Source organism: Sphaerisporangium sp. NPDC049002, assembly GCF_040649355.1.
GTDB lineage: Bacteria > Actinomycetota > Actinomycetes > Streptosporangiales > Streptosporangiaceae > Sphaerisporangium.
In genome coordinates, this window is record NZ_JBEZFH010000009.1 from 1 (window position 1) to 19,012 (window position 19,012).

Annotated in this window: 18 protein-coding genes; 7 read left to right on the plus strand and 11 right to left on the minus strand. The window is 70.7% G+C overall.

Annotated elements, in window-relative coordinates:
- Positions 1-352: 352 nt before the first annotated feature.
- The 7 genes from htpX to AB0B89_RS03690 form a co-directional block, all read right to left on the minus strand.
- The gene (gene htpX / locus AB0B89_RS03660; protein ID WP_358547563.1) at positions 353-1,204 is read right to left on the minus strand and encodes a zinc metalloprotease HtpX; all 852 of its coding nucleotides are present in this window, start codon (positions 1,202-1,204) and stop codon (positions 353-355) included.
- A 94-nt stretch (positions 1,205-1,298) separates the two neighbouring features.
- Positions 1,299-2,798 carry an NADH-quinone oxidoreductase subunit N gene (locus AB0B89_RS03665; protein ID WP_358547566.1) on the minus strand — a complete coding sequence of 500 codons (1,500 nt, stop codon included), beginning with the start codon at positions 2,796-2,798 and terminating at the stop codon, positions 1,299-1,301.
- Positions 2,795-4,288, minus strand: coding sequence for an NADH-quinone oxidoreductase subunit M (locus AB0B89_RS03670; RefSeq protein ID WP_358547569.1), 1,494 nt, complete (start codon positions 4,286-4,288; stop codon positions 2,795-2,797). Before AB0B89_RS03670 ends, AB0B89_RS03665 begins: the two co-directional genes overlap by 4 nt.
- Positions 4,285-6,225, minus strand: a complete 1,941-nt coding sequence (locus tag AB0B89_RS03675; protein WP_358547572.1) for an NADH-quinone oxidoreductase subunit L — start codon at positions 6,223-6,225, stop codon at positions 4,285-4,287. Before AB0B89_RS03675 ends, AB0B89_RS03670 begins: the two co-directional genes overlap by 4 nt.
- Complete coding sequence (nuoK, locus tag AB0B89_RS03680; protein ID WP_358547575.1) at positions 6,222-6,587, minus strand: NADH-quinone oxidoreductase subunit NuoK; 366 nt, start codon at positions 6,585-6,587, stop codon at positions 6,222-6,224. Before nuoK ends, AB0B89_RS03675 begins: the two co-directional genes overlap by 4 nt.
- Before the next feature lies 1 nt (position 6,588).
- Positions 6,589-7,128 (minus strand): NADH-quinone oxidoreductase subunit J, encoded by a 540-nt coding sequence (locus tag AB0B89_RS03685; protein WP_358547578.1) that lies wholly within the window; start codon positions 7,126-7,128, stop codon positions 6,589-6,591.
- 13 nt (positions 7,129-7,141) lie between these two features.
- Positions 7,142-8,005 carry a 4Fe-4S binding protein gene (locus AB0B89_RS03690; RefSeq protein ID WP_358547581.1) on the minus strand — a complete coding sequence of 288 codons (864 nt, stop codon included), beginning with the start codon at positions 8,003-8,005 and terminating at the stop codon, positions 7,142-7,144.
- 748 nt (positions 8,006-8,753) lie between these two features.
- Here AB0B89_RS03690 and AB0B89_RS03695 point away from each other — a divergent pair.
- The 3 genes from AB0B89_RS03695 to AB0B89_RS03705 all read left to right on the plus strand — a co-directional run bounded on the left by AB0B89_RS03695 (position 8,754) and on the right by AB0B89_RS03705 (position 11,332).
- Positions 8,754-9,371, plus strand: a complete 618-nt coding sequence (locus AB0B89_RS03695; RefSeq protein WP_358547583.1) for a helix-hairpin-helix domain-containing protein — start codon at positions 8,754-8,756, stop codon at positions 9,369-9,371.
- Between the two features lie 208 nt (positions 9,372-9,579).
- Positions 9,580-11,145 (plus strand): protein kinase, encoded by a 1,566-nt coding sequence (locus AB0B89_RS03700; RefSeq protein WP_358547586.1) that lies wholly within the window; start codon positions 9,580-9,582, stop codon positions 11,143-11,145.
- 52 nt (positions 11,146-11,197) lie between these two features.
- Complete coding sequence (locus AB0B89_RS03705) at positions 11,198-11,332, plus strand: SDR family oxidoreductase (protein ID WP_358547588.1); 135 nt, start codon at positions 11,198-11,200, stop codon at positions 11,330-11,332.
- 15 nt (positions 11,333-11,347) lie between these two features.
- On the opposite strand, the gene nuoH is transcribed toward AB0B89_RS03705, so the two are convergent.
- From nuoH to ndhC, 4 genes are all read right to left on the minus strand, one after another.
- Positions 11,348-12,301, minus strand: coding sequence for an NADH-quinone oxidoreductase subunit NuoH (gene nuoH / locus AB0B89_RS03710; RefSeq protein WP_358547591.1), 954 nt, complete (start codon positions 12,299-12,301; stop codon positions 11,348-11,350).
- Positions 12,294-13,007, minus strand: a complete 714-nt coding sequence (locus AB0B89_RS03715) for an NADH-quinone oxidoreductase subunit C (RefSeq protein ID WP_358547594.1) — start codon at positions 13,005-13,007, stop codon at positions 12,294-12,296. The genes nuoH and AB0B89_RS03715 overlap by 8 nt, the downstream gene beginning before the upstream one ends.
- On the minus strand, positions 13,004-13,474 hold the full coding sequence (locus tag AB0B89_RS03720; RefSeq protein ID WP_358547748.1) for an NADH-quinone oxidoreductase subunit B family protein: 471 nt from the start codon (positions 13,472-13,474) through the stop codon (positions 13,004-13,006). Before AB0B89_RS03720 ends, AB0B89_RS03715 begins: the two co-directional genes overlap by 4 nt.
- An 84-nt stretch (positions 13,475-13,558) precedes the next feature.
- On the minus strand, positions 13,559-13,930 hold the full coding sequence (gene ndhC, locus AB0B89_RS03725) for an NADH-quinone oxidoreductase subunit A (protein WP_358547597.1): 372 nt from the start codon (positions 13,928-13,930) through the stop codon (positions 13,559-13,561).
- 229 nt (positions 13,931-14,159) lie between these two features.
- Here ndhC and AB0B89_RS03730 point away from each other — a divergent pair, with 229 nt between their 5' ends.
- The 4 genes from AB0B89_RS03730 to AB0B89_RS03745 all read left to right on the plus strand — a co-directional run bounded on the left by AB0B89_RS03730 (position 14,160) and on the right by AB0B89_RS03745 (position 18,984).
- Positions 14,160-15,611 carry a polysaccharide deacetylase family protein gene (locus AB0B89_RS03730; RefSeq protein ID WP_358547600.1) on the plus strand — a complete coding sequence of 484 codons (1,452 nt, stop codon included), beginning with the start codon at positions 14,160-14,162 and terminating at the stop codon, positions 15,609-15,611.
- Positions 15,612-15,681: 70 nt separating this feature from the next.
- Positions 15,682-15,759, plus strand: a complete 78-nt coding sequence (locus AB0B89_RS03735) for a putative leader peptide (protein ID WP_358547751.1) — start codon at positions 15,682-15,684, stop codon at positions 15,757-15,759.
- A gap of 299 nt (positions 15,760-16,058) precedes the next feature.
- Positions 16,059-17,912: a 2-oxoacid:acceptor oxidoreductase subunit alpha gene (locus tag AB0B89_RS03740; protein WP_358547603.1), complete on the plus strand. Its 1,854-nt coding sequence runs from the start codon at positions 16,059-16,061 to the stop codon at positions 17,910-17,912.
- A 1-nt stretch (position 17,913) separates the two neighbouring features.
- A complete protein-coding gene (locus AB0B89_RS03745) occupies positions 17,914-18,984 on the plus strand; it encodes a 2-oxoacid:ferredoxin oxidoreductase subunit beta (RefSeq protein ID WP_358547754.1) in 1,071 nt (356 codons plus the stop codon).
- Positions 18,985-19,012 lie beyond the last annotated feature (28 nt).

Sequence of the window (19,012 nt, forward strand, 5' to 3'; positions counted from 1 at the left end):
CGGCAGCGCCCTCGGGCAGCCGGGCCCGCTTGACCGCCCGGCCCTGCTCGTCCTGCACCTCCACGTCGTGATGGTCCTCAGCCCAGTCATCACCGACGAACAGCACCCGATCCTCCAACCCCTCGACTACACGATCAAGCAGCCTGCAGGAGCCGGTCGGCGTGCTAATGGACCAGTACTCACGCCCCCATAGGGGCGGGCACGACATCCCATCAGTGATCAAGGCCCCCGACCACGGGTGAGGGCACGGTCTGACCCCAGGACTCAAGATCGGTCCAGCGGTTGGAAGTACTCACTCACTCGCGGCTACCAGGCACCGAGTCTGCCCGATCAGCCGACCCGGTAGCTTCCATTAGCGGCGGTAGCCGGCCATGCTTTCGAGGCGGGCGACGCGGGCGGCCGTGGAGGGGTGGGTCGAGAACAGCCGTCCGACCCCCGCTCCGCGAAAGGGGTTGGCGATCATGAGGTGGGACGCCGAGGTCAGGCGGCTCTCCTCGGGGAGCGGCAGGCTGCGCGTTCCCAGCTCGATCTTGCGCAGCGCCGAAGCGAGCCCGAGGGGGTCACCGGTGAGCATGGCGCCCGACTCGTCGGCGTGGAACTCCCTGGACCGGGAGATCGCCATCTGGATCATGCCGGCCGCGACCGGGCCGAGGATCATCATCAGGAGGGCGCCGATGTAGCCCGGTCCCTCGTCGTCGTCGGAGCCGCCGAAGAAGACGGCGATGTAGCTGCAGTACGTGATGATCGTGGCGAGCGCCGCCGCGACCGAGGAGATCAGGATGTCGCGGTTGTAGACGTGGGACAGCTCGTGAGCGATCACGCCCCTGAGCTCCCGCTCGTTGAGCAGCTGCAGGATGCCGTACGTGACGCAGATCGACGCCCTGCGCGGGTTGCGCCCCGTGGCGAAGGCGTTGGGCTGCATGGTGGGCGAGATGTGGAGCCTCGGCATGGGCTGCCGCGCGTCCGTCGAGAGCTCCCGGACGATGCGGTACAACGCGGGCTGCTCGACCTCGCTGACCGGACGCGCCCGCATGGCGGACAGGGCGATGCGGTCGGAGAAGAAGTAGGCGACGCCGTTGGTCAGCAGAGCGATGAGGACGGCCAGCTGCACACCTCGGCCGCCTCCGAGCCACGCTCCCACCGCGAGGATCGCCGCGGACAGGGCGCCCAGAAGGACGGCGGTTCGCAGGCCGTTGTTGTGCACGCTTCCCCCTCTCGGATGCTGCGCTCTTCCCTGGCAACGTTCGCGGCCTGCTCAAACGTTCCCATCCCTGGTCAGACGAGGGTCAGTGCGCACGTCAGCGTACGGCGGACAGAACAAGCTGCGGCGCGACGGAGAAGGCCAGGGAGACAAGGAGCGCCACGGCGACGGCGATCGTCACCGGCCGCGTGGGGACACCTCGCCCTGGCACGGGCAGCGGCGCGGGGGCGAACAGGCGGGCGGTCCAGGCGATGTAGTAGTAGAGCCCGATGACCGTGTTGACCGCCAGGACCACGGCCAGCCAGCCGAGGCCACCGTGGACGATCTCCCGGAAGACGACGACCTTGGCGAACAGCCCCGCGAGCCCCGGCGGCAGCCCGGCCAGGCAGATCAGGAAGAACGCGAGCGCGAGCGCCGCCGCGGGGCTCCGGAACGCCAGCCCCCGATAGTCGTCCAGCTCGTCGCGCTCCCTGGTACGGCTCACCAGCATCACGACCGCGAAGGCGCCGGCGTTCATCGCGGCGTAGATCGCCAGGTACGCGATGGAGGCCGAGGCGGCCGACTTCCCCGCCACGCCGAGCGGAGCGAGGATGTAGCCGGACTGCGCGACCGACGACCACGCCAGCAGCCGTACGGCATGGCGTTGCCGCAGGGCCAGCAGGTTGCCGACGGTCATGGTCAGCACGGCGAGGACCGCCACGATCGGCGCCCAGAGCGCCGCGTGGCCCGCCAGCGCGATCGTCAGTACCACGATCAGACCGGCGAACCCGGCGGCCTTGGAGATCACCGAGAGCAGCGCCGCCACCGGCACGGGCGCGCCCTGGTAGACGTCTCCCGCCCAGAAGTGGAACGGGACGGCGGCCACCTTGAAGGCGAACCCGGCGAGCACGAGCACGACGGCGACCGTCAGCACCCCGCTGGGCACGCCCGCGGGCAAGGAGGCCAACTGCGCGGCTGGTGGGGAGCCGCCGAGCCTGGCGGCGACGCGGTCGAGATGGACGGCACCGGTCAGGCCGTACAGGAGCGAGACGCCGAAGAGCATGACCGCCGTGGAGATCACCGAGACCAGGAACAGCTTCAGCGCCGCCTCGGAGCCGCGCGCGTCGTAGCGCTTCAGGGCCGTCAGGGCGAAGACCGGAAGGGAGACGAGCTCCAGCGCGACGACCAACATGATCAGATCGCGGGACGCGGGAAGCGTGACGGCGCCGGTCAGCGTGCACAGCAGCAGGAAGTACCACTCGCCCGCCGGGATGCCGCCCTCGGCGAGCTGCGTCCAGGACAGGAGGACGACCACCACGGCGGTGGCGAGCACGACGGCGCCGAAGACGAGCGTCAGGTCGTCGACCACGAACGAGCACGACGGCCGCCCGCCCGCGGCATCGGCGGGCACGCAGAACGTGCGCGGCCGGGCGCCCCGCGCGGCCTGCGCCACGACGGCCGCCAGCGCGGCGAGCACGCCCGCCAGCGTGACCAGGCCGAGCGTGGGGAGGGTACGGGGCGTGCGCGGCAGGAAGGCGTCCAGCAGGAGCACAAGCCCGGCCGCCACCGCCAGGATCAGGGGTGGCGCGATCGCCGCGTAGTCGATGGACTGGGTCATGGCGCCCCCAGGAAGGCCCGGACGGCGGGATCGGTCACGGCGAGGAGCGCCTTCGGCCAGAGCCCCAGCGCCACCGTGAGGACGACCAAGGGAGTCCAGGCGGCCAGCTCGTACGGGCTCACATCGCCCAGCCGCGGGACGGGTTCGTCCGGCCTGCCGTGGGTGACACGGGAGAGCATGAGAAGGAAGTACGCGGCCGTCAGCACGGTGCCGATGCCGCCGACGACCATGAAGACGAGGAAGAGCGGCCGGGACAGGCCGGGAGCCGGGTGGAAGGCGCCGAGCAGTGCCAGCATCTCCCCCCAGAAGCCCGCGAGCCCGGGCAGTCCCAGCGAGGCGACGCAGGCGAACGTCAGCAGGGATCCCAGGTACGGCAGGCGGGCCAGCATGCCCCCGCCCAGCCGGGACATCTCCGACGTGCCGTACCGCTCCTTGATCGCCCCAGCGACGAAGAACAGCAGCCCGGTGATCAGCCCGTGGGCGATATTTCCGAACAATGCGGCATTCATCCCAACAGGCGTCAGCGTGGCCAGGCCCAGCAGGACGAACCCCATGTGCCCCACGGACGAGTACGCGATCATGCGCTTGAGGTCGCGCTGCGCCAGGCAGGCCAGCGAGCCGTACACGATCCCGACGACGGCGAAGGCCCCCAGCCAGGGGGCGAGCACCGCGGCCCCCTCGGGAAGGACGGGGATCGCGATGCGCACGAAGCCGTACGTGCCCATCTTGAGCAGCACGCCCGCGAGCAGCACCGATCCGACCGTCGGGGCCTCGGTGTGGGCGGCGGGGAGCCAGGTGTGCAGCGGCCACATCGGCGCCTTGACGGCCAGTCCCGCGCCCACGGCGAGGAACGCCAGGATCTGCGCCGCCCTCGGTATCCCGGCGCCGTGCGCCCCGGCCAGCCGGACCATGTCCAGCGTGCCGGTGTGGGCCCAGATCAGGAGCAGTCCGAGGAGCAGTACGGCCGAGCCGAGCAGCGTGTACAGGATGAACTTGACCGCCGCCCCCCTGCGTTCCTTGCCGCCCCAGATGGCGATCACGAAGTACATCGGGATCAGCACGATCTCGAAGAAGACGAAGAACAGCAGCAGGTCGAGCGCGAGGAACGTCCCGATCATGCCGACTTCGAGCACCAGCAGCGTGAAGGCCAGCGCCCCGGACCTGCCGCCTTCCGGCCGGTGCCGGACGAGGTACAGGAAGCACAGGAACGTCAGCAGCGCGGTGAGGACCACGAGCGGGAGCGACACCCCGTCCACGCCCAGGTGGAATCGCAGGTCCAGGCCGGGGATCCACGCATGGTCGATCTCGAACTGCGCCCGCGCCGCCCGGCCGTAGTCGAACGACCCGGCCAGCACGAGGGCCAGCACCAGCGTGACCCCGGAGACCGCCGGCCCGTACCACCGCAGAAGCCGCGCGGGCCGGGTGAGCAGCAGGAGAACGGCCGCGCCGGCCAGGGGGACGGCGAGGAGCCCGATGATGATCGCACTCATCCGAGCACCACCGCTCCCACCGCGATGATCAGCACGCCGGCGAGGACGCCCGTCAGGTAGAGCTGGGCGTTGCCCGTCTGCAGGCGCCGCAGCAGCCCCGAGACCCCGATCGCGACACCGCCCGAACCGCGGACCGCGCCGTCCACGACCGTGTCATCCGTACGGGCCACCAGGCGGGCCAGCCACAGGACCGGGACGACGAAGACCCTGTAGTACACGGAATCCACGTAGAACGCCTGCTCACAGGGCACCCGCAGCGGTCCCAGCAGGCGAGCGGGATCGGCCGCCGGGTCGGCGCGCCACGCCGCGTACACGGCACCGGCGCCGAGCAGCGCGACGAGGAGGCTGATCACCGCGGACGACCAGTCGACCAGGCCCACCCCGGCGAACCCGAGCAGCAGCGCGGGAACGGCCAGCACGCCTATCGGCCACAGCATCGACGCCGGGGCCTCACGACCGTCCCAGACGTGCGCGACCCCCGGCTCGGGCTCGGGCAGCGCGACCTGCCGCACACGGCTCTCGCCGAAGAAGGTCCGCAGCCAGGCGCGGGCCGCGTACGCGCCGGTCACGGCGACGGTGAGCAGCGCACAGCCGTACAGCAGCCAGGCCGCGGCGTCGGTCAGCGGCGCCCCCTCTGCCGCCGCGTGCTCGACGGCGGCCAGCACGGCGTCCTTGCTGAAGAAGCCGCTGGCCGGGGGCAGCCCCATCAGGGCGGCGAACCCGATGGTCATGGCGGGGAAGGTGACCGTCATGGAGCGCCGGAGCCCGCCCATGTCGCTCATCAGGTTCGACCCGACGACGTGGATCACCGCGCCCGCGCAGAGGAACAGCAGCGCCTTGAACGCCCCGTGCGTGACCAGGTGGAAGATCGCCGCCTGGTCGGAGCCGGCGGCCAGTGCTCCCGCCATGTACGCGAGCTGGCTGATCGTCGAGTAGGCGAGCACCCGTTTCAGGTCGTCCTGGGCCAGGGCGGCCAGCGCGGCGCCGAGCATCCCGGCGGACGCCAGCACCGCGAGCAGGTCGAGGGTCGGCCCGGCGCCCAGGAAGGCCGGGTAGAGCAGGGCGACGACGAAGATGCCGGCCGCGACCATGGTGGCGGCGTGGATGAGCGCGCTGATCGGCGTGGGACCGGCCATCGCGTCCGGCAGCCAGGTGTGCAGCGGCACCTGGGCGCTCTTGCCCGCGACTCCGAGGAGGAGCAGCATCGTCGCGGTCACCAGCGTGCCGGTGGACATGGTGGGCACTTTGGCGATCACGTCGTCGATCCGGAAGCCGCCGGCGGCGAAGCCGAGCGTGAAGATGCCGAACAGGAAGCCGACATCACCGAGGCGCGTGACGAGAAACGCCTTCACCGCCGCCCGCGAGTTCGCCCGGTCCTCCCACCAGTGGCCGATCAGCAGGTACGAGCACAGTCCCATGATCTCCCAGCCCACGTACAGGACCAGCAGGTCACCGGCGTAGACGACGAGCAGCATGGCGCTGGTGAACAGGCTGATGAAGGCGCTGAAGGAGGGGTAGCGCGGCTCGTGGCGCATGTATCCGATCGAATACACCTGCACCGCCAGCGCCACCACGGTCACCAGGACGGCGACGAGGGCCGCCAGGTCGTCCACGCGAAGACCCGCGGTGATCGGGATCGCGCCCGTGTCGATCACCGTGAGCGTGCCCTGGACGGCGGCGGGGAGCCGGCCCGTCCCGGCCGGGTGCTCCACGAAGGACGTGAACCGGCGTGGTGTGGTCGCCAGGTACGTCAGGAGCCAGATCGCCAGCGCGGCCGAGATCGCGGTGGGCACGACGGCGATCCACGCCGCCCTCCTGTAGACGGCGGGCTCGATCGACCCGGGCGGGCCGCCACCCCAGAGCCGCCGCGTACCCAGCAGCCCCGCCACCGCCGCCAGGAACGGCAGCAGGACGACGGCGCCTGCCACCCCGGTCACAGCGCACCGTCCCTCACCGGCACGGCGTCGGCGGCTGCCTCGGGCTCGGCGTCGGCGGGTTCGGAGAGATCGCGGACGTGGTCGATCTCGACGGTCCGCCGGTTGCGGAACACCGCGAGGACGATCGCCAGGCCCAGCCCGAGCTCCGCGGCGGCGATCACGATGACGAACAGGGTCAGTACCTGGCCCCCGTGGAGCCTGTCCCTGAGCCACACGTCGAACGCGACGAGGTTCACGTTGACCGCGTTGAGCATCAGCTCCACCGACATCAGCACGAGGATCGTGTTGCGCCGGGCGAGCACGCCGTACACGCCGATCGAGAACAGCAGTGCGGCGAGCACGGCGGGATAGACGACGTGCACGTCAGTCCTTTCCGCCGATGTCGGTACGGGAGAGCACGATCGCGCCGATCAGCGCGGCGAGCAGCAGCACGGAAAGCGCTTCGAAGGGCAGCACCCAGTCCCTGAAGATGCTCGCCCCGAGCGACGAGGCGGCGCCGCCACCCGGCTCCAGCGGGGTGTAGGCGGTGCGGAAGCCCTCGATCACGGTGGTGACGAGAACGGCCGCCGTCGCCACCGAGACCACCAGGGCCGCCACCCTGTTACCCGAGTTCAGGTCGGTGGACGGGCCGATGGGCGCACGGGTCAGCATGATGCCGAAGAGCAGCAGCACCACGACCGCCCCGACGTAGATCAGGACCTGGACCCAGGCCACGAACTCGGCGGTGAGCACCAGGTAGCACCCGGCCAGCGCGCCGAACGAGACGACGAGCCACAGGGCCGCGTGCACGATCTGCCGGGTGGTGACGACCAGCAGCGCCGTCCCCGCCGCCATCACACCGAGCAGCAGGAAGACGACCTCCTGCGCGGTCGGCGGCCAGAGGCCCGGCACCGCCGACGTCACGACTCCCCCACCCTCACGACTCCGCCACCGTCCCAGACGACTCTGGCGGCTCCTTCCCCGTCCCCGGATCCTTCGACGGCTCGGGGGGTCCCGCGGGTGGTTCGGCAGGGGCCCGCTTCTTCGGCAGCGCGCCGGGGGGCCGGATCGCCCGAACGGCCGCCGCGCCACCACTCGGGCGGGCCGTACCCGGGCGTCCGGGGGCGGCCGTCTCCCGACGTTCGGAGATGGCCGTTTCCGGGCGTTCAGGGGTGGGCTTTTCCGGTCTTTCGCGAGGGGCCGTTTCCGGGCGTTCGGGGGTTGGCCTTTCCGGTCTTTCGGGGGCGGCCGCTTCCGGGCGTTCGGGGGCGGCCGTTCCCGGGCGTTCGGGGGTGGCCGGGCGGGCGGGCTTCGCCGTACCTCGCTCCGGGTCCTGACGGTCGCGAGCGGGACGGGCGGCGCCTCGGGAGGCCGCCGCGACCTCCTTGGGCGGCTCGGCGTTCGGCTCGTGCGGGGGCGGAACGGGGACCGTCTGGACCCATTCGCCGAGCCTGTCCTTCTCGTGAAGGAGGTTACGGATGTCGTACTCGGCGTACTCGAACTCCGGCGACCAGAAGAGCGCGTCGAACGGGCACACCTCGATGCAGATCCCGCAGTACATGCACAGCGAGAAGTCGATCGCGAACCGGTCGAGCACGTTGTGGGCGCGCGGACGCCCGCCCTCGGGGGCCGGCGCCGTCTCCTTGTGGGAGTCGATGTAGATGCACCAGTCGGGGCACTCCCTGGCGCACAGCATGCAGACCGTGCAGTTCTCCTCGACCAGGGCGATGACGCCGCGACCGCGGGGTGGCAGATCAGGGCGAACCTCGGGGTACTGCTGGGTGTCCGCCCTGCTCAGCATGTGGCGAAGGGTGACGGCCAGACCCTTCGCCAGCCCTTCTCCTGGTATACGAGCCACGGTTCAACATCATGGCCTACATGGGCGTCCTCGTGAATGCGCGAGCCCTCACCGGCTCCCGGTTTTCCTAAATCAGTCACGATTTTGGGGGATTTATCACCCCAACATGTGGTCCCTTTGGCCGATGCGGCACTCTGGGGAAGCCCGTATCCTTCGCGTTATGCACCCGACCAACGGCCACGGGGGCCCGGGATCGGGGCCGCCGGGAGGCCCTCCCCCTGAGCCAGGTGATCCGAACGGTCCGACCGCTCCACGGCCTCGCCAGACGAGCCGGCCGCTGCCGGGCACGACCCCGGCCCCTCAGGCCCGGCCGCACCAGGACCAGGGACCCACTCCCCATACGGCCCCCCGTTCCGAGCACGGCGCGCCGGCGCCGCACAACCAGCGTGGGCCCGAGCAGGGCCGGTCGCCGCACGGCCGGCCAGGCCCCGGGCAAGGGCGTTCTCCGTACGGCCGGCCCGGCCAGGAGCAGAGCCGTCCCCCCTACGCGCCGCAGGATCCCCGGAACGGCAACGGGCCGTTCCTTCCCCCGCATCCCGGCCAGCACGGTCTCGCGCCGTACAACCGGCCGGCTCCCGGGCCGCACGAACCGCGGACACCGAGTGATCCCCACGGGCACCTCCCCCAGCCGCCGCCGTTCCCGCCTCACGTTCCTCCGCCTCAGCCCCCGGGCGGCCCCGGCGCGGCCAGCGTGTTCTGGGCCCTCGCACCACTGCTCACGTGCGGTGTCGCGACGCCCTTCACCCTCGGGTACGCGGCGGCGAAGCTGCGGAGCACGATGATCGGCCTGTCGGCGGCGATCTACGCCATCGGCATGCTCACCCTCGTGGTCGCCGTGGTGACGGACGGCCCTGGCCCTTCACCAGCGTGGCTGGTGCTTGCCGCCATGCTCGGGTCGGGCGGGAGCTGGCTCGGAGGCACGATCCAGTCGCTGATCATCCGCAAGCAGGTCTTCGACCGCTCGGAATCCCCCAACGACCATGCCGTGGCCCACGCCCAGCATCGTCGCGAGCTCAGGCAGCAGGCCCGCGACCTCGTGGAACGCGACCCCGCGCTGGCCCGCGAGCTGCGCATCGGCCGCCCCGACCTCCCGCGCCAGTACGACGACGGCGGGCTGGTGGACATGAACCACGCGCCGGCCGAGGTGATCGCGAGCCTGCCGGGGATGACCACCGAGCTGGCGCGACGCGTGGTCGAGGCCAGGGCCGGCGTCGGGGGCTTCATCTCCGCCGAAGATGTGTCCATCGCCGTGGACCTTCCCCCGCAGATCACCGCTGACCTGGTCGAACTCACCATCTACCTTCCCTGACCGCCCGCACGCCCTCTTTCCCCGGCCGGACCGCACACGCACCGGACCGCGTCGCCGGATCGAACCTCGCTTTCGTGCCGTCCGGCCAGGGGCCCGGTCTCGGATCGTGAGATCCGGCCCGGGCCCCTGGCCGCTGCGGGGGTCTCGGCGGTATCACTGTGGCGGCAAAAACATGCGTAACGCGGGCTATCTCCGTATTCTTCGCGATATGCAGCTAGCCAGGCCCTCCCAGCCCAACACCGCGATCAGCCTCGTCTGGGCACTGGCTCCATTGTTCACCTGCGGGATCGCCACGCCGTTCACCATGGGTTACGCGGCCTTCCGCAAGCGCTCGCCGATGCTCGCGGTGGCCGCGCTGCTGTACTTCCTCAGCCTGTTCGTGCTCTGCGTGCTCGTTGTCGCCTACGGCAACGCGCCGACGTTCCCCGAGTGGGCGAGCCTCCTCGTCGTCCTCGGGTTGTTCACGATCTGGATCGGCGGGCTCATCCACTCCCTGGCGATCCGCTCGGCGGTCTTCGCACCGGGCGCTCCCCGCCCCGCGTCCTTCCCGCCGTCCCCGCCGCAGGCCTACCGCCCGGCGTCCTACCCGTCGGGGCCGTACCCCCCTCACGAGCCCGCGCCCCCGTACCAGAACCAGAACCAGAACCAGCAGCACACGGGCGGCCCTGCGAACCAGCAGCACCTCACCGGGCCTCCGAACCATCAGCGGCCCGAACCGGCCACGCAACGGCATCCGCATGCCACACCGCGGCCTCCGGCACAGCCTCACCCGCAACACCACTCCCAGGAGCAATACGGCCAGCAGCGGCCGCCTCAGGATCAGGAGCGGTACCAGCAGGGGCCCCGGCAGGATCACCGGCTGGTGCCGAACCCGATCACCACGGGCCCGCCCGCACCCAGCCAGGCGACCTTTCCCGGCTCCGCCTCGGGCAACACACCCGCCAGCGTGCAGGGCGCTTCGACGCTGCCCACACAGGCGCCCGGACCGCTGCCCGCCGGGGAGTCCGACCACATCGGGCGCTACCGCCTGATCGGAAGCCTCGGGCAAGGCGGCCAGGGCGCGGTCTACCTGGGTGAGGCGCCCGATGGCACCCGAGTCGCGATCAAGGTGCTGCACGCTCGCCTGGCCGCGGAGACCGGGGCCCAGCAGCGGTTCCTGCGCGAGGTCGAGGCCGCCCGGCGGGTCGCGCCGTTCTCCACCGCCCGCGTGATCGACGCCGATATCGCCGGCGAGCGTCTCTACATCGTGAGCGAGTACGTCGAGGGCTCGTCGCTGGAGCAGCTCGTACGGGAGCGCGGGCCGCGCGGCCACGACGGCCTGGTACGGCTCGCGCTCGGAACGGTCGGCGCCCTCGCCGCGATCCACCGCGCCGGCATCGTGCACCGCGACTTCAAGCCGAGCAACGTCCTGATCGGCGCCGACGGCCCCCGCGTGGTCGACTTCGGCATCGCCCGCGTGCTCGACAACGCCACCGCGACCTCCAGCGGTGTGATCGGCACCCCCGCCTACATGTCCCCCGAGCAGGTGTCGGGAGAGCGCGTCGGACCGGAGTCCGACGTGTTCAGCTGGGCCGCAACGATGATCTTCGCCGCGACGGGCAGCCCGGCCTTCGGAGAGGACAACATCGCGGCGGTGTTCAACCGCATCTTCACCAAGCAGCCTGATCTGTCCGCACTGCCCGACTCGCTGGCCCAGGTGGTCGGAAAGTGCCTGGAGAAGCGCCCGGAGGACCGCCCCACCGCCTCCGACGTCATGCTCGCCATCGTCCACTGACCGGCCCCACCCGACCGAGCCGCGTCCGCGAGGATCGTGGCCCTGCGAGATCGTGTTTGGAAGGCACGGCAAGCCGGGCACGCCGGGCGAGGTCGCGGCGGCCATCAGGTACCTCGCCTCCCCCGAGGCCGCGTACGTCACGGGTCAGATCCTCCACGTCAACGGCGGCACGATGCTGGGCCGCTGACGTCGCGGCGTCCCCTCAGCCGGCGAGGACCCTGACCACCCCGGTCAGGGCGAGCTGGAACAGCGCGAGCGGCACCAGGCCGATCCAGGCCAGCTTCTGCAGCTGGTCCGCACGGAGCCGGGGGAAGCTGACGCGGACCCAGATCACCACGAAGGCCAGCACGAAGATCTTGATCAGCGTCCAGACGGGGCCGGGCAGCAGGGGCCCGTGCCATCCTCCGAGGAACAGCACGGTGGTCAGCGCCGAGAGCACCACGATGCCGGCGTACTCGGCGAGCATGAACAGCGCGAACCGCATGCCGGTGTACTCCGTCATCGGGCCCATGATGATCTCGGATTCGGCGATCGGCATGTCGAAGGGCGGCCTGCGCAGCTCGGCGAGGCCGGCGACGAAGAACACCACCGCGCCGATCGCCTGCCACGGCAGCCACCACCACCGCCACGCCTCCACGATGCCCGGCAGGGACAGCGTGCCCGCCGCCATCGCGACCGACGACGCCGCGAGGACGAGCGGCAGCTCGTACGACATGAGCTGGGCCGCCGAGCGCATGCCGCCGAGCACGGAGTACTTGTTGGCCGACGACCAGCCCGCCATGATCGAGCCCAGCACGCCGATGCCCATCACCGCGAGCACGAAGAACAGCCCGGCGTCCAGGTCGGCGCCGAACAGGCCGGGGCCGACCGGGATGACGACCATCACGACGAGGTACGGCACCAGGGCCACGGCCGGTGCGAGGGAGAACACCCGGCGGTCGGCCGCCAGCGGGATGACGTCCTCCTTCTGGGCGAACTTCACGCCGTCGGCGATGAGCTGGGCCCAGCCGTGGAACCCGCCGGCGTACATGGGGCCGAGGCGCGACTGCATGTGGGCCATGGCCTTGTGCTCGGTCTGCCCGACGATCAGGGGCAGCGTCAGGAACGCGATGACGATCACCACGAGGCGGACGGCGACATCGAGCACCTCAGCCATCGCCCTCCTCCCCCCGCTCCGGCGGCTCCGGCCGCACGAGCCGCTCCGGCCGCGCCGGCTGCTCCGGACGTACGGGCTGCTCCGGACGTACGGGCTGCTCCGGCCGCGCGGGCCGTTCCGGTTGGGGGTCGCGTACGGCGCGGGGGCCGCGGACCGGTGGCGGCGTGGCCGCCGAGGGCCCCCAGTCGGTGGGCACGCCGGGCGGCAGGGTCTTGCGGCGGCTGGGCGAGCCCTGGCCCGACTCACCGGGCTCCTTGGCGCCCGGCCACGGCTTGGCCACCCGTGAGGCGAGGATGAAGTCCTTGCGGAGCGGGAAGCCCTCGAACCCGTCGGGCAGCAGCAGGGGCACCAGGTGGGGATGGCCCTCGAAGATCACCCCGAACATCTCGAAGGTCTCGCGCTCGTGCCAGTCGGCGCCCCGGTAGACGCCCGTGGCGCTCGGCAGCCGGGGGTCCTCGCGCGGCACCCGCGTGCGGAGCAGCAGATGGGCGTGCTCGACGGGGTCGAAGACGTGGGCGACGACGGAGAACCCGCCCGGGGGGTCGTCGACCCCGGTCAGCCAGTCGAAGAACACGCACCCGAGGTCGTCGCGGGCGAAGGTCAGCAGGTCGATCCAGTCGCCGGTGCCGACGTCGACGGTCGTCTCCCCGAACGCCTCGGAGACCTCGGCGCGCGAGCCGTACCGCTCCTCGATCGCGGCTCTCACCGGTTCACGTCCGGCCGGTGCTCCGGGGAGGCGTAGCGCTCGCCGAGCGACTCCCCGGCGATCTTCTCCTGGAGCTTCATGATGCCGTGCAGAAGCGCCTCGGGCCGTGGCGGGCAGCCCGGCACGTACACGTCGACCGGGATGATCTGGTCGACGCCCTTGGTCACGCAGTAGGAGTCCCAGTAGGGGCCGCCGCAGTTGGAGCAGGCGCCGAACGAGATGACGTACTTGGGGTCGGGCATCTGCTCGTACAGGCGCTTGACCGCCGGGGCCATCTTGTCGGTGACGGTGCCCGAGACGATCATGAGGTCGGCCTGCCTCGGCCCGTTGGCGAAGGGGATCACTCCGAACCGGATGAAGTCGTGACGGCCCATCGAGGTGGCGATGAACTCGATCGCGCAGCAGGCCAGCCCGAAGTTGAACACCCACAGCGAGTAGCGCCGCCCCCAGTTGAGTATGAAGCGCATCGGTTTGGGGGCGAGCCGGGACGCCGGCCCCACGGTGGGCATCGGGAGATCGCTGGCGGCCATGGAGCCATTCTCCCCTCTCCGTCAGGTCCAGGCGAGTACGCGCTTGCGCCAGGCATAAAGGATGCCGATGGCGATGAAAGCCAGGAAGACGAACATCTCGACCAGCGTGGCCATGCCGAAGCCCGGCGCGGCGAACACCGTCGCCCACGGGAACAGGAAAACGGCGTCGACGGCGAAGACGACATAGAGATAGGTGAAGACGTAGTACCTGATCTGGGACTGCGCCCAGCCCTCGCCGACGGGGTCGACCCCGCACTCGTAGGTCAGGGACTTCTCGGGGGTGGGGTGGCTCGGGCGGAGCATCCGGTTGGCGAACAGGGCCCCGCCGAAGATCGCGGCCCCGATGGCGAGCAGCACGGCGACGACAGCGTAAGAACCGAAATATCCGCTCATACAGCCTCCTCACCCATGCGGCCGGCGCGACGCGAGCGCGGCGACGATGCTCACCCGGCAGAACCGGCGCCTTGATGGTAGCCCTGCCGAGTGCGGCTCCCAAGGGGCGAGACCCCTGGTCGGGAAATCGCTTTCCGTCACCCAAGGACTACCCGTCGCGGTCAAAAGCCAGTCTCTCATCCCGCAAAATACAAGTAAATCCGCATATAGCGTGCTTAGTCTGGCAGCCATGTCCCGCCTGCTTCGCTCCGGAGGAATCGCGGTTCTGATCGCGGTCACCGCCGGGTGCGGAGTCACCTTGCCTTTCAGCTTCGAGGACGAGCCGACCACGCTCCCCGCGCAGCCGACCACGATCAATTTCGTCGCCCCCTCCGAGATCGGAGAGCTGCCGGTGCGGACGGTCTCCGACGACTCCGCCGACCACCACGTCTTCGTCAGCTATCCCACCCCCGCCTCGGCCCCCGAACTCGCCGAGAGGCTCCGCCAGACCACCTCGGCCGCCATACGCCGCTTCTCCCAGGACAGGCGCGCGCGGCCCAAGGGCGGCACGCCCCCCGAGCTGAACGTCGGATGGCAGCTGACGGCGGCCTCCGGCGGCGTGTTCGGGGTACGGATGCGCACCGGCCTGTTCACCGGGACGGAATGGCGGAACTCCCTCAGCACGCTGTGGTACGACCAGGCCGCCCGGCGCGTCCACGACTCCGCCGACCTCCTGAAGGACGCCAAGGCGCTCTCAACGCTGGCCGAGATCGTCCAGAACCGCGTCTGGGCCCTCGGCCAGGGGACGAAGGTCGACGCCGTCAAGCCCGACCGGGCGATGTTCGACTCGCTGAACTTCAACCCGCACGGCGATCTCGTGGCCGAGTTCGACGACGGCCAGGTGGCCCCGGCGCGGATGGGCCGGATCGCGGTCGCCGTCCCCAAGCAGGAGGCCGCGCCGCTGCTGTCGGACTTCGGCCGCCGGACCATGGAGGTCGTGGACTCCGCCACCCCGGACTCCATCCCCAACAGCCCGCCGCCTGAGTCGACCCCCGTTCCCGGCACCACCGGCGCCGGGCACTCCGTGGACTGCGCCGCCACCAGGTGCGTGGCGCTGACCTTCGACGACGGCCCCGGCCCGCAGACCGACCGGCTGCTGTCCATCCTCGCCGAGTACGGCGCCCGCGCCACCTTCTTCACCGTGGGCGCGAACGCCGAGGCGCAACCGGCCCTGCTGCGGCGGATCGCCGACGGGGGCCACCTGATAGGCAACCACTCCTGGTCCCACCGCGACCTGGCCACCCTCGACATGCGCAAGATCTCCGACGAGCTGGGCCGCACCCAGATGATGCTCAGCGCGACCGGCCCCGCGCCTGCGCTGCTCCGGGCTCCGTACGGCGGGCTCACCCCTCAGGTCGTGACCGTGGCCCGCGCCCTGAGGCTCTCGATCGTCGGATGGACCCTGGACACGGGGGACGCGAGGGACCCCGACCCCGCCGCCGTCGCCCGCCGGGCGATCGACGGGGCGCGGCCCGGATCGGTCATCCTGATGCACGAAGGCGGCTCCGCGACCCTGCGGGCCCTGCCGAAGACGCTCAAGGCTCTGGCGTCGCGCGGCTACGCCTTCGTGACGGTCCCCGAGCTGTACGGCTCGCGCGGGATGGAGCCGGGTCAGGTCTACGCCGCGGCGCCGCCGCACTAGTGGGATCCGGAGTGCGGCTCTCGGATCCATGGGCCCGAGGGACATATAGTTAGTCACCGTGACCCGAAACGTGCTCTACTCCCGCTTGCACGTTGACCTGTGCAGGCTTGCCGCAGGGCTGTGTACGCGGAGCCGTCTCCGGTCGTGACCACGCCTTCGGCGTCGGTCGCCAACCGCGTCCTGATCTGAGCCAACCGCGTCCGAGTTGAGCCGACCGCGTCTCGACCTGAGCCGCCCCGGCCTCAGGGCGCACCGCGTGCCGCGGGCATCGCCCCCGATGCCCCCGCGGACGCGGCCGACGAAGACATCGCTGCCGTCGCAGGGAGATAGGTCACACTCCTTCGGCGCGCATGCGTCAAGAAGCCCGCGCAGCCCCAAGGGATCTAGCATGGAAAAGAATACGTGCCACGAGCGACGGCGCCTGAGCGCGTCGAGGAGGACCGAGCTGTGACCAAGCAGGTTCAGCAACTCGACCGCGTGATCATTCGCTTCGCGGGCGACTCCGGCGACGGCATGCAGCTGACCGGTGATCGTTTCACGGCGGAGACCGCGCAGTTCGGGAACGACCTTTCCACCCTCCCCAACTTCCCCGCCGAGATCCGCGCCCCCGCAGGCACGCTCCCCGGCGTGTCGAGCTTCCAGCTCCACTTCGCCGACCACGACATCCTGACCCCGGGCGACGCCCCCAACGTCCTCGTCGCCATGAACCCCGCGGCGCTGAAGGCCAACCTCGGCGACCTGCCGCGCGGGGCCGACATCATCGTCAACACCGACGAGTTCACCAAGCGCAACCTCCAGAAGGTCGGCTACACCGAGAGCCCGGTGGACGACGACTCGCTCGCCGAGTGGCGCGTGCACGCCGTCCCGCTCACCTCGCTGACGGTGAAGGCCCTCGAAGGCTTCGCCGTCTCCAAGAAGGACGCCGAGCGCGCCAAGAACATGTTCGCGCTCGGCCTGCTGTCCTGGCTCTACCACCGGCCCACCGAGGCGACGGTCAAGTTCCTCGAAGCCAAGTTCGCCAAGAAGCCCGACATCGCGAAGGCCAACGTCGCGGCCTTCCAGGCCGGGTGGAACTACGGCGAGACCACCGAGTCCTTCTCGGTGTCGTACGAGATCAAGCCGGCCAAGCTGGCGGCGGGTCTCTACCGCAACATCTCCGGCAACCAGGCCCTGGCCTACGGGCTGATCGCGGCCTCGGTCCAGTCGAAGCTGCCGCTGTTCCTCGGCTCCTACCCCATCACCCCGGCCTCCGACATCCTGCACGAGCTGTCCAAGCACAAGCGGTTCGGCATCCGCACCTTCCAGGCGGAGGACGAGATCGCGGGCGTCGGCGCGGCCCTGGGCGCGGCGTTCGGCGGCGCGCTCGGCGTCACCACGACGTCGGGTCCGGGCGTGGCGCTCAAGGCCGAGACCGTGGGCCTCGCGGTCACCACCGAGCTCCCGCTGCTGGTGATCGACGTCCAGCGGGCGGGGCCCTCCACGGGCATGCCCACCAAGACCGAGCAGACCGACCTGCTCATGGCGATGTACGGCCGCAACGGCGAGTCACCGGTGCCGATCGTGGCGCCCGCGACACCGTCCGACTGCTTCGACGCGGCGCTGGAGGCGGCGCGCATCGCCGTGAAGTACCGCACTCCGGTCATGCTGCTCTCCGACGGCTACCTCGCGAACGGCTCCGAGCCGTGGCGGCTGCCCGAGATCGACGACCTGCCCGATCTCTCCATCGAGTTCACGGTGGAGCCGAACGGCGACGACGGCGAGACGTACCTGCCGTTCAAGCGCGACACGCAGACGCTGGCGCGGCCGTGGGCCGTGCCCGGCACGCCGGGGCTCGAACACCGCATCGGCGGCATCGAGAAGGCCGACGGCACGGGCAACATCTCCTACGACCCCAACAACCACGACCTCATGGTCCGGCTCCGCCAGGCCAAGATCGACGGCATCGCGCAGGACATCCCGCAGCTGAAGGTCGACGACCCCGAGGGCGACGCCCGCGTGCTCGTCCTCGGCTGGGGCTCGACGTACGGGCCGATCGCGGCCGCGGTGCGACGGGTCAGGAAGACCGGCGCGAAGGTCGCGCAGGCCCACCTCCGCCACCTGAACCCGCTGCCCTCCAACACCGGCGAGGTGCTGCGCTCGTACGACAAGGTGCTGCTGCCGGAGATCAACCTCGGCCAGCTCGCACTGCTGCTCCGCGCGCGCTTCCTGGTCGACATCATCAGCTACAACCGTGTGCGCGGTCTTCCCTTCAAGGCCGAGGAGCTGGCCGGAGTGATCCAGGAAGTGATCGACAGTGAGTGACATCGCGACGAACGGGCTCATCACCGGCACGGTCGCGGGGGCAGGCACCGGGCTCGCCCTCATCCCCCGGGCCGACGGGAAGCAGACCCTCAAGGACTTCAAGAGCGACCAGGAGGTGCGCTGGTGCCCCGGCTGCGGTGACTACGCCATCCTCGCCGCGGTCCAGGGCTTCCTGCCCGAGCTGGGGCTCAAGCGCGAGAACATCGTGTTCGTCTCGGGCATCGGCTGCTCCTCCCGATTCCCGTACTACCTGAACACCTACGGGTTCCATTCGATCCACGGCCGGGCCCCGGCGATCGCGACCGGCCTGGCGGCGTCCCGCCCCGACCTGTCCGTATGGGTGATCACGGGAGACGGCGACGCGCTGTCGATCGGCGGAAACCACCTGATCCACGCGCTGCGCCGCAACGTCAACCTGAACATCCTGCTGTTCAACAACCGCATCTACGGCCTGACCAAGGGCCAGTACTCGCCGACGTCCGAGGTCGGCAAGATCACGAAGTCGACGCCGATGGGCTCGCTCGACAAGCCCTTCAACCCGATCTCGCTCGCCCTCGGCGCCGAGGCGGGCTTCGTGGCCCGCACGCTCGACTCCGACCGCAAGCACCTCCAGTCGGTCCTGCGCGAGGCGGCGGCCCACCGGGGCACGAGCCTGGTCGAGATCTACCAGAACTGCAACATCTTCAACGACAACGCGTTCGAGCCGCTGAAGGACCCGGAGCAGCGTGACGACATCACGCTGCGCCTGGAGCACGGCCTGCCGATCGTGTCCGCCTCCAAGGCGGTGCGGCGCGCGGCCAACGGCGGCATCGAGGTCGTCGACCGGGCGAGCGTGCCCGAGGGCGAGATCCTCGTCCACGACGCGCACAACCCCGACCCGTCGCTGGCGTTCGCGCTGTCGCGGCTCGACGAGCCCGCGTTCGAGCACGTGCCGATCGGCATCTTCCGGTCCGTCGACCGCCCGGCGTACGACACGCTGATGGCCGAGCAGCTCGACGAGGCCGTGGCCGAGCGTGGCCCCGGCCGGCTGAGCGACCTGCTGCGCGGCGGCGACACCTGGAGCGTGGGCTGAAACAGCCTGGCCAGGCTGAAAGCCTGAA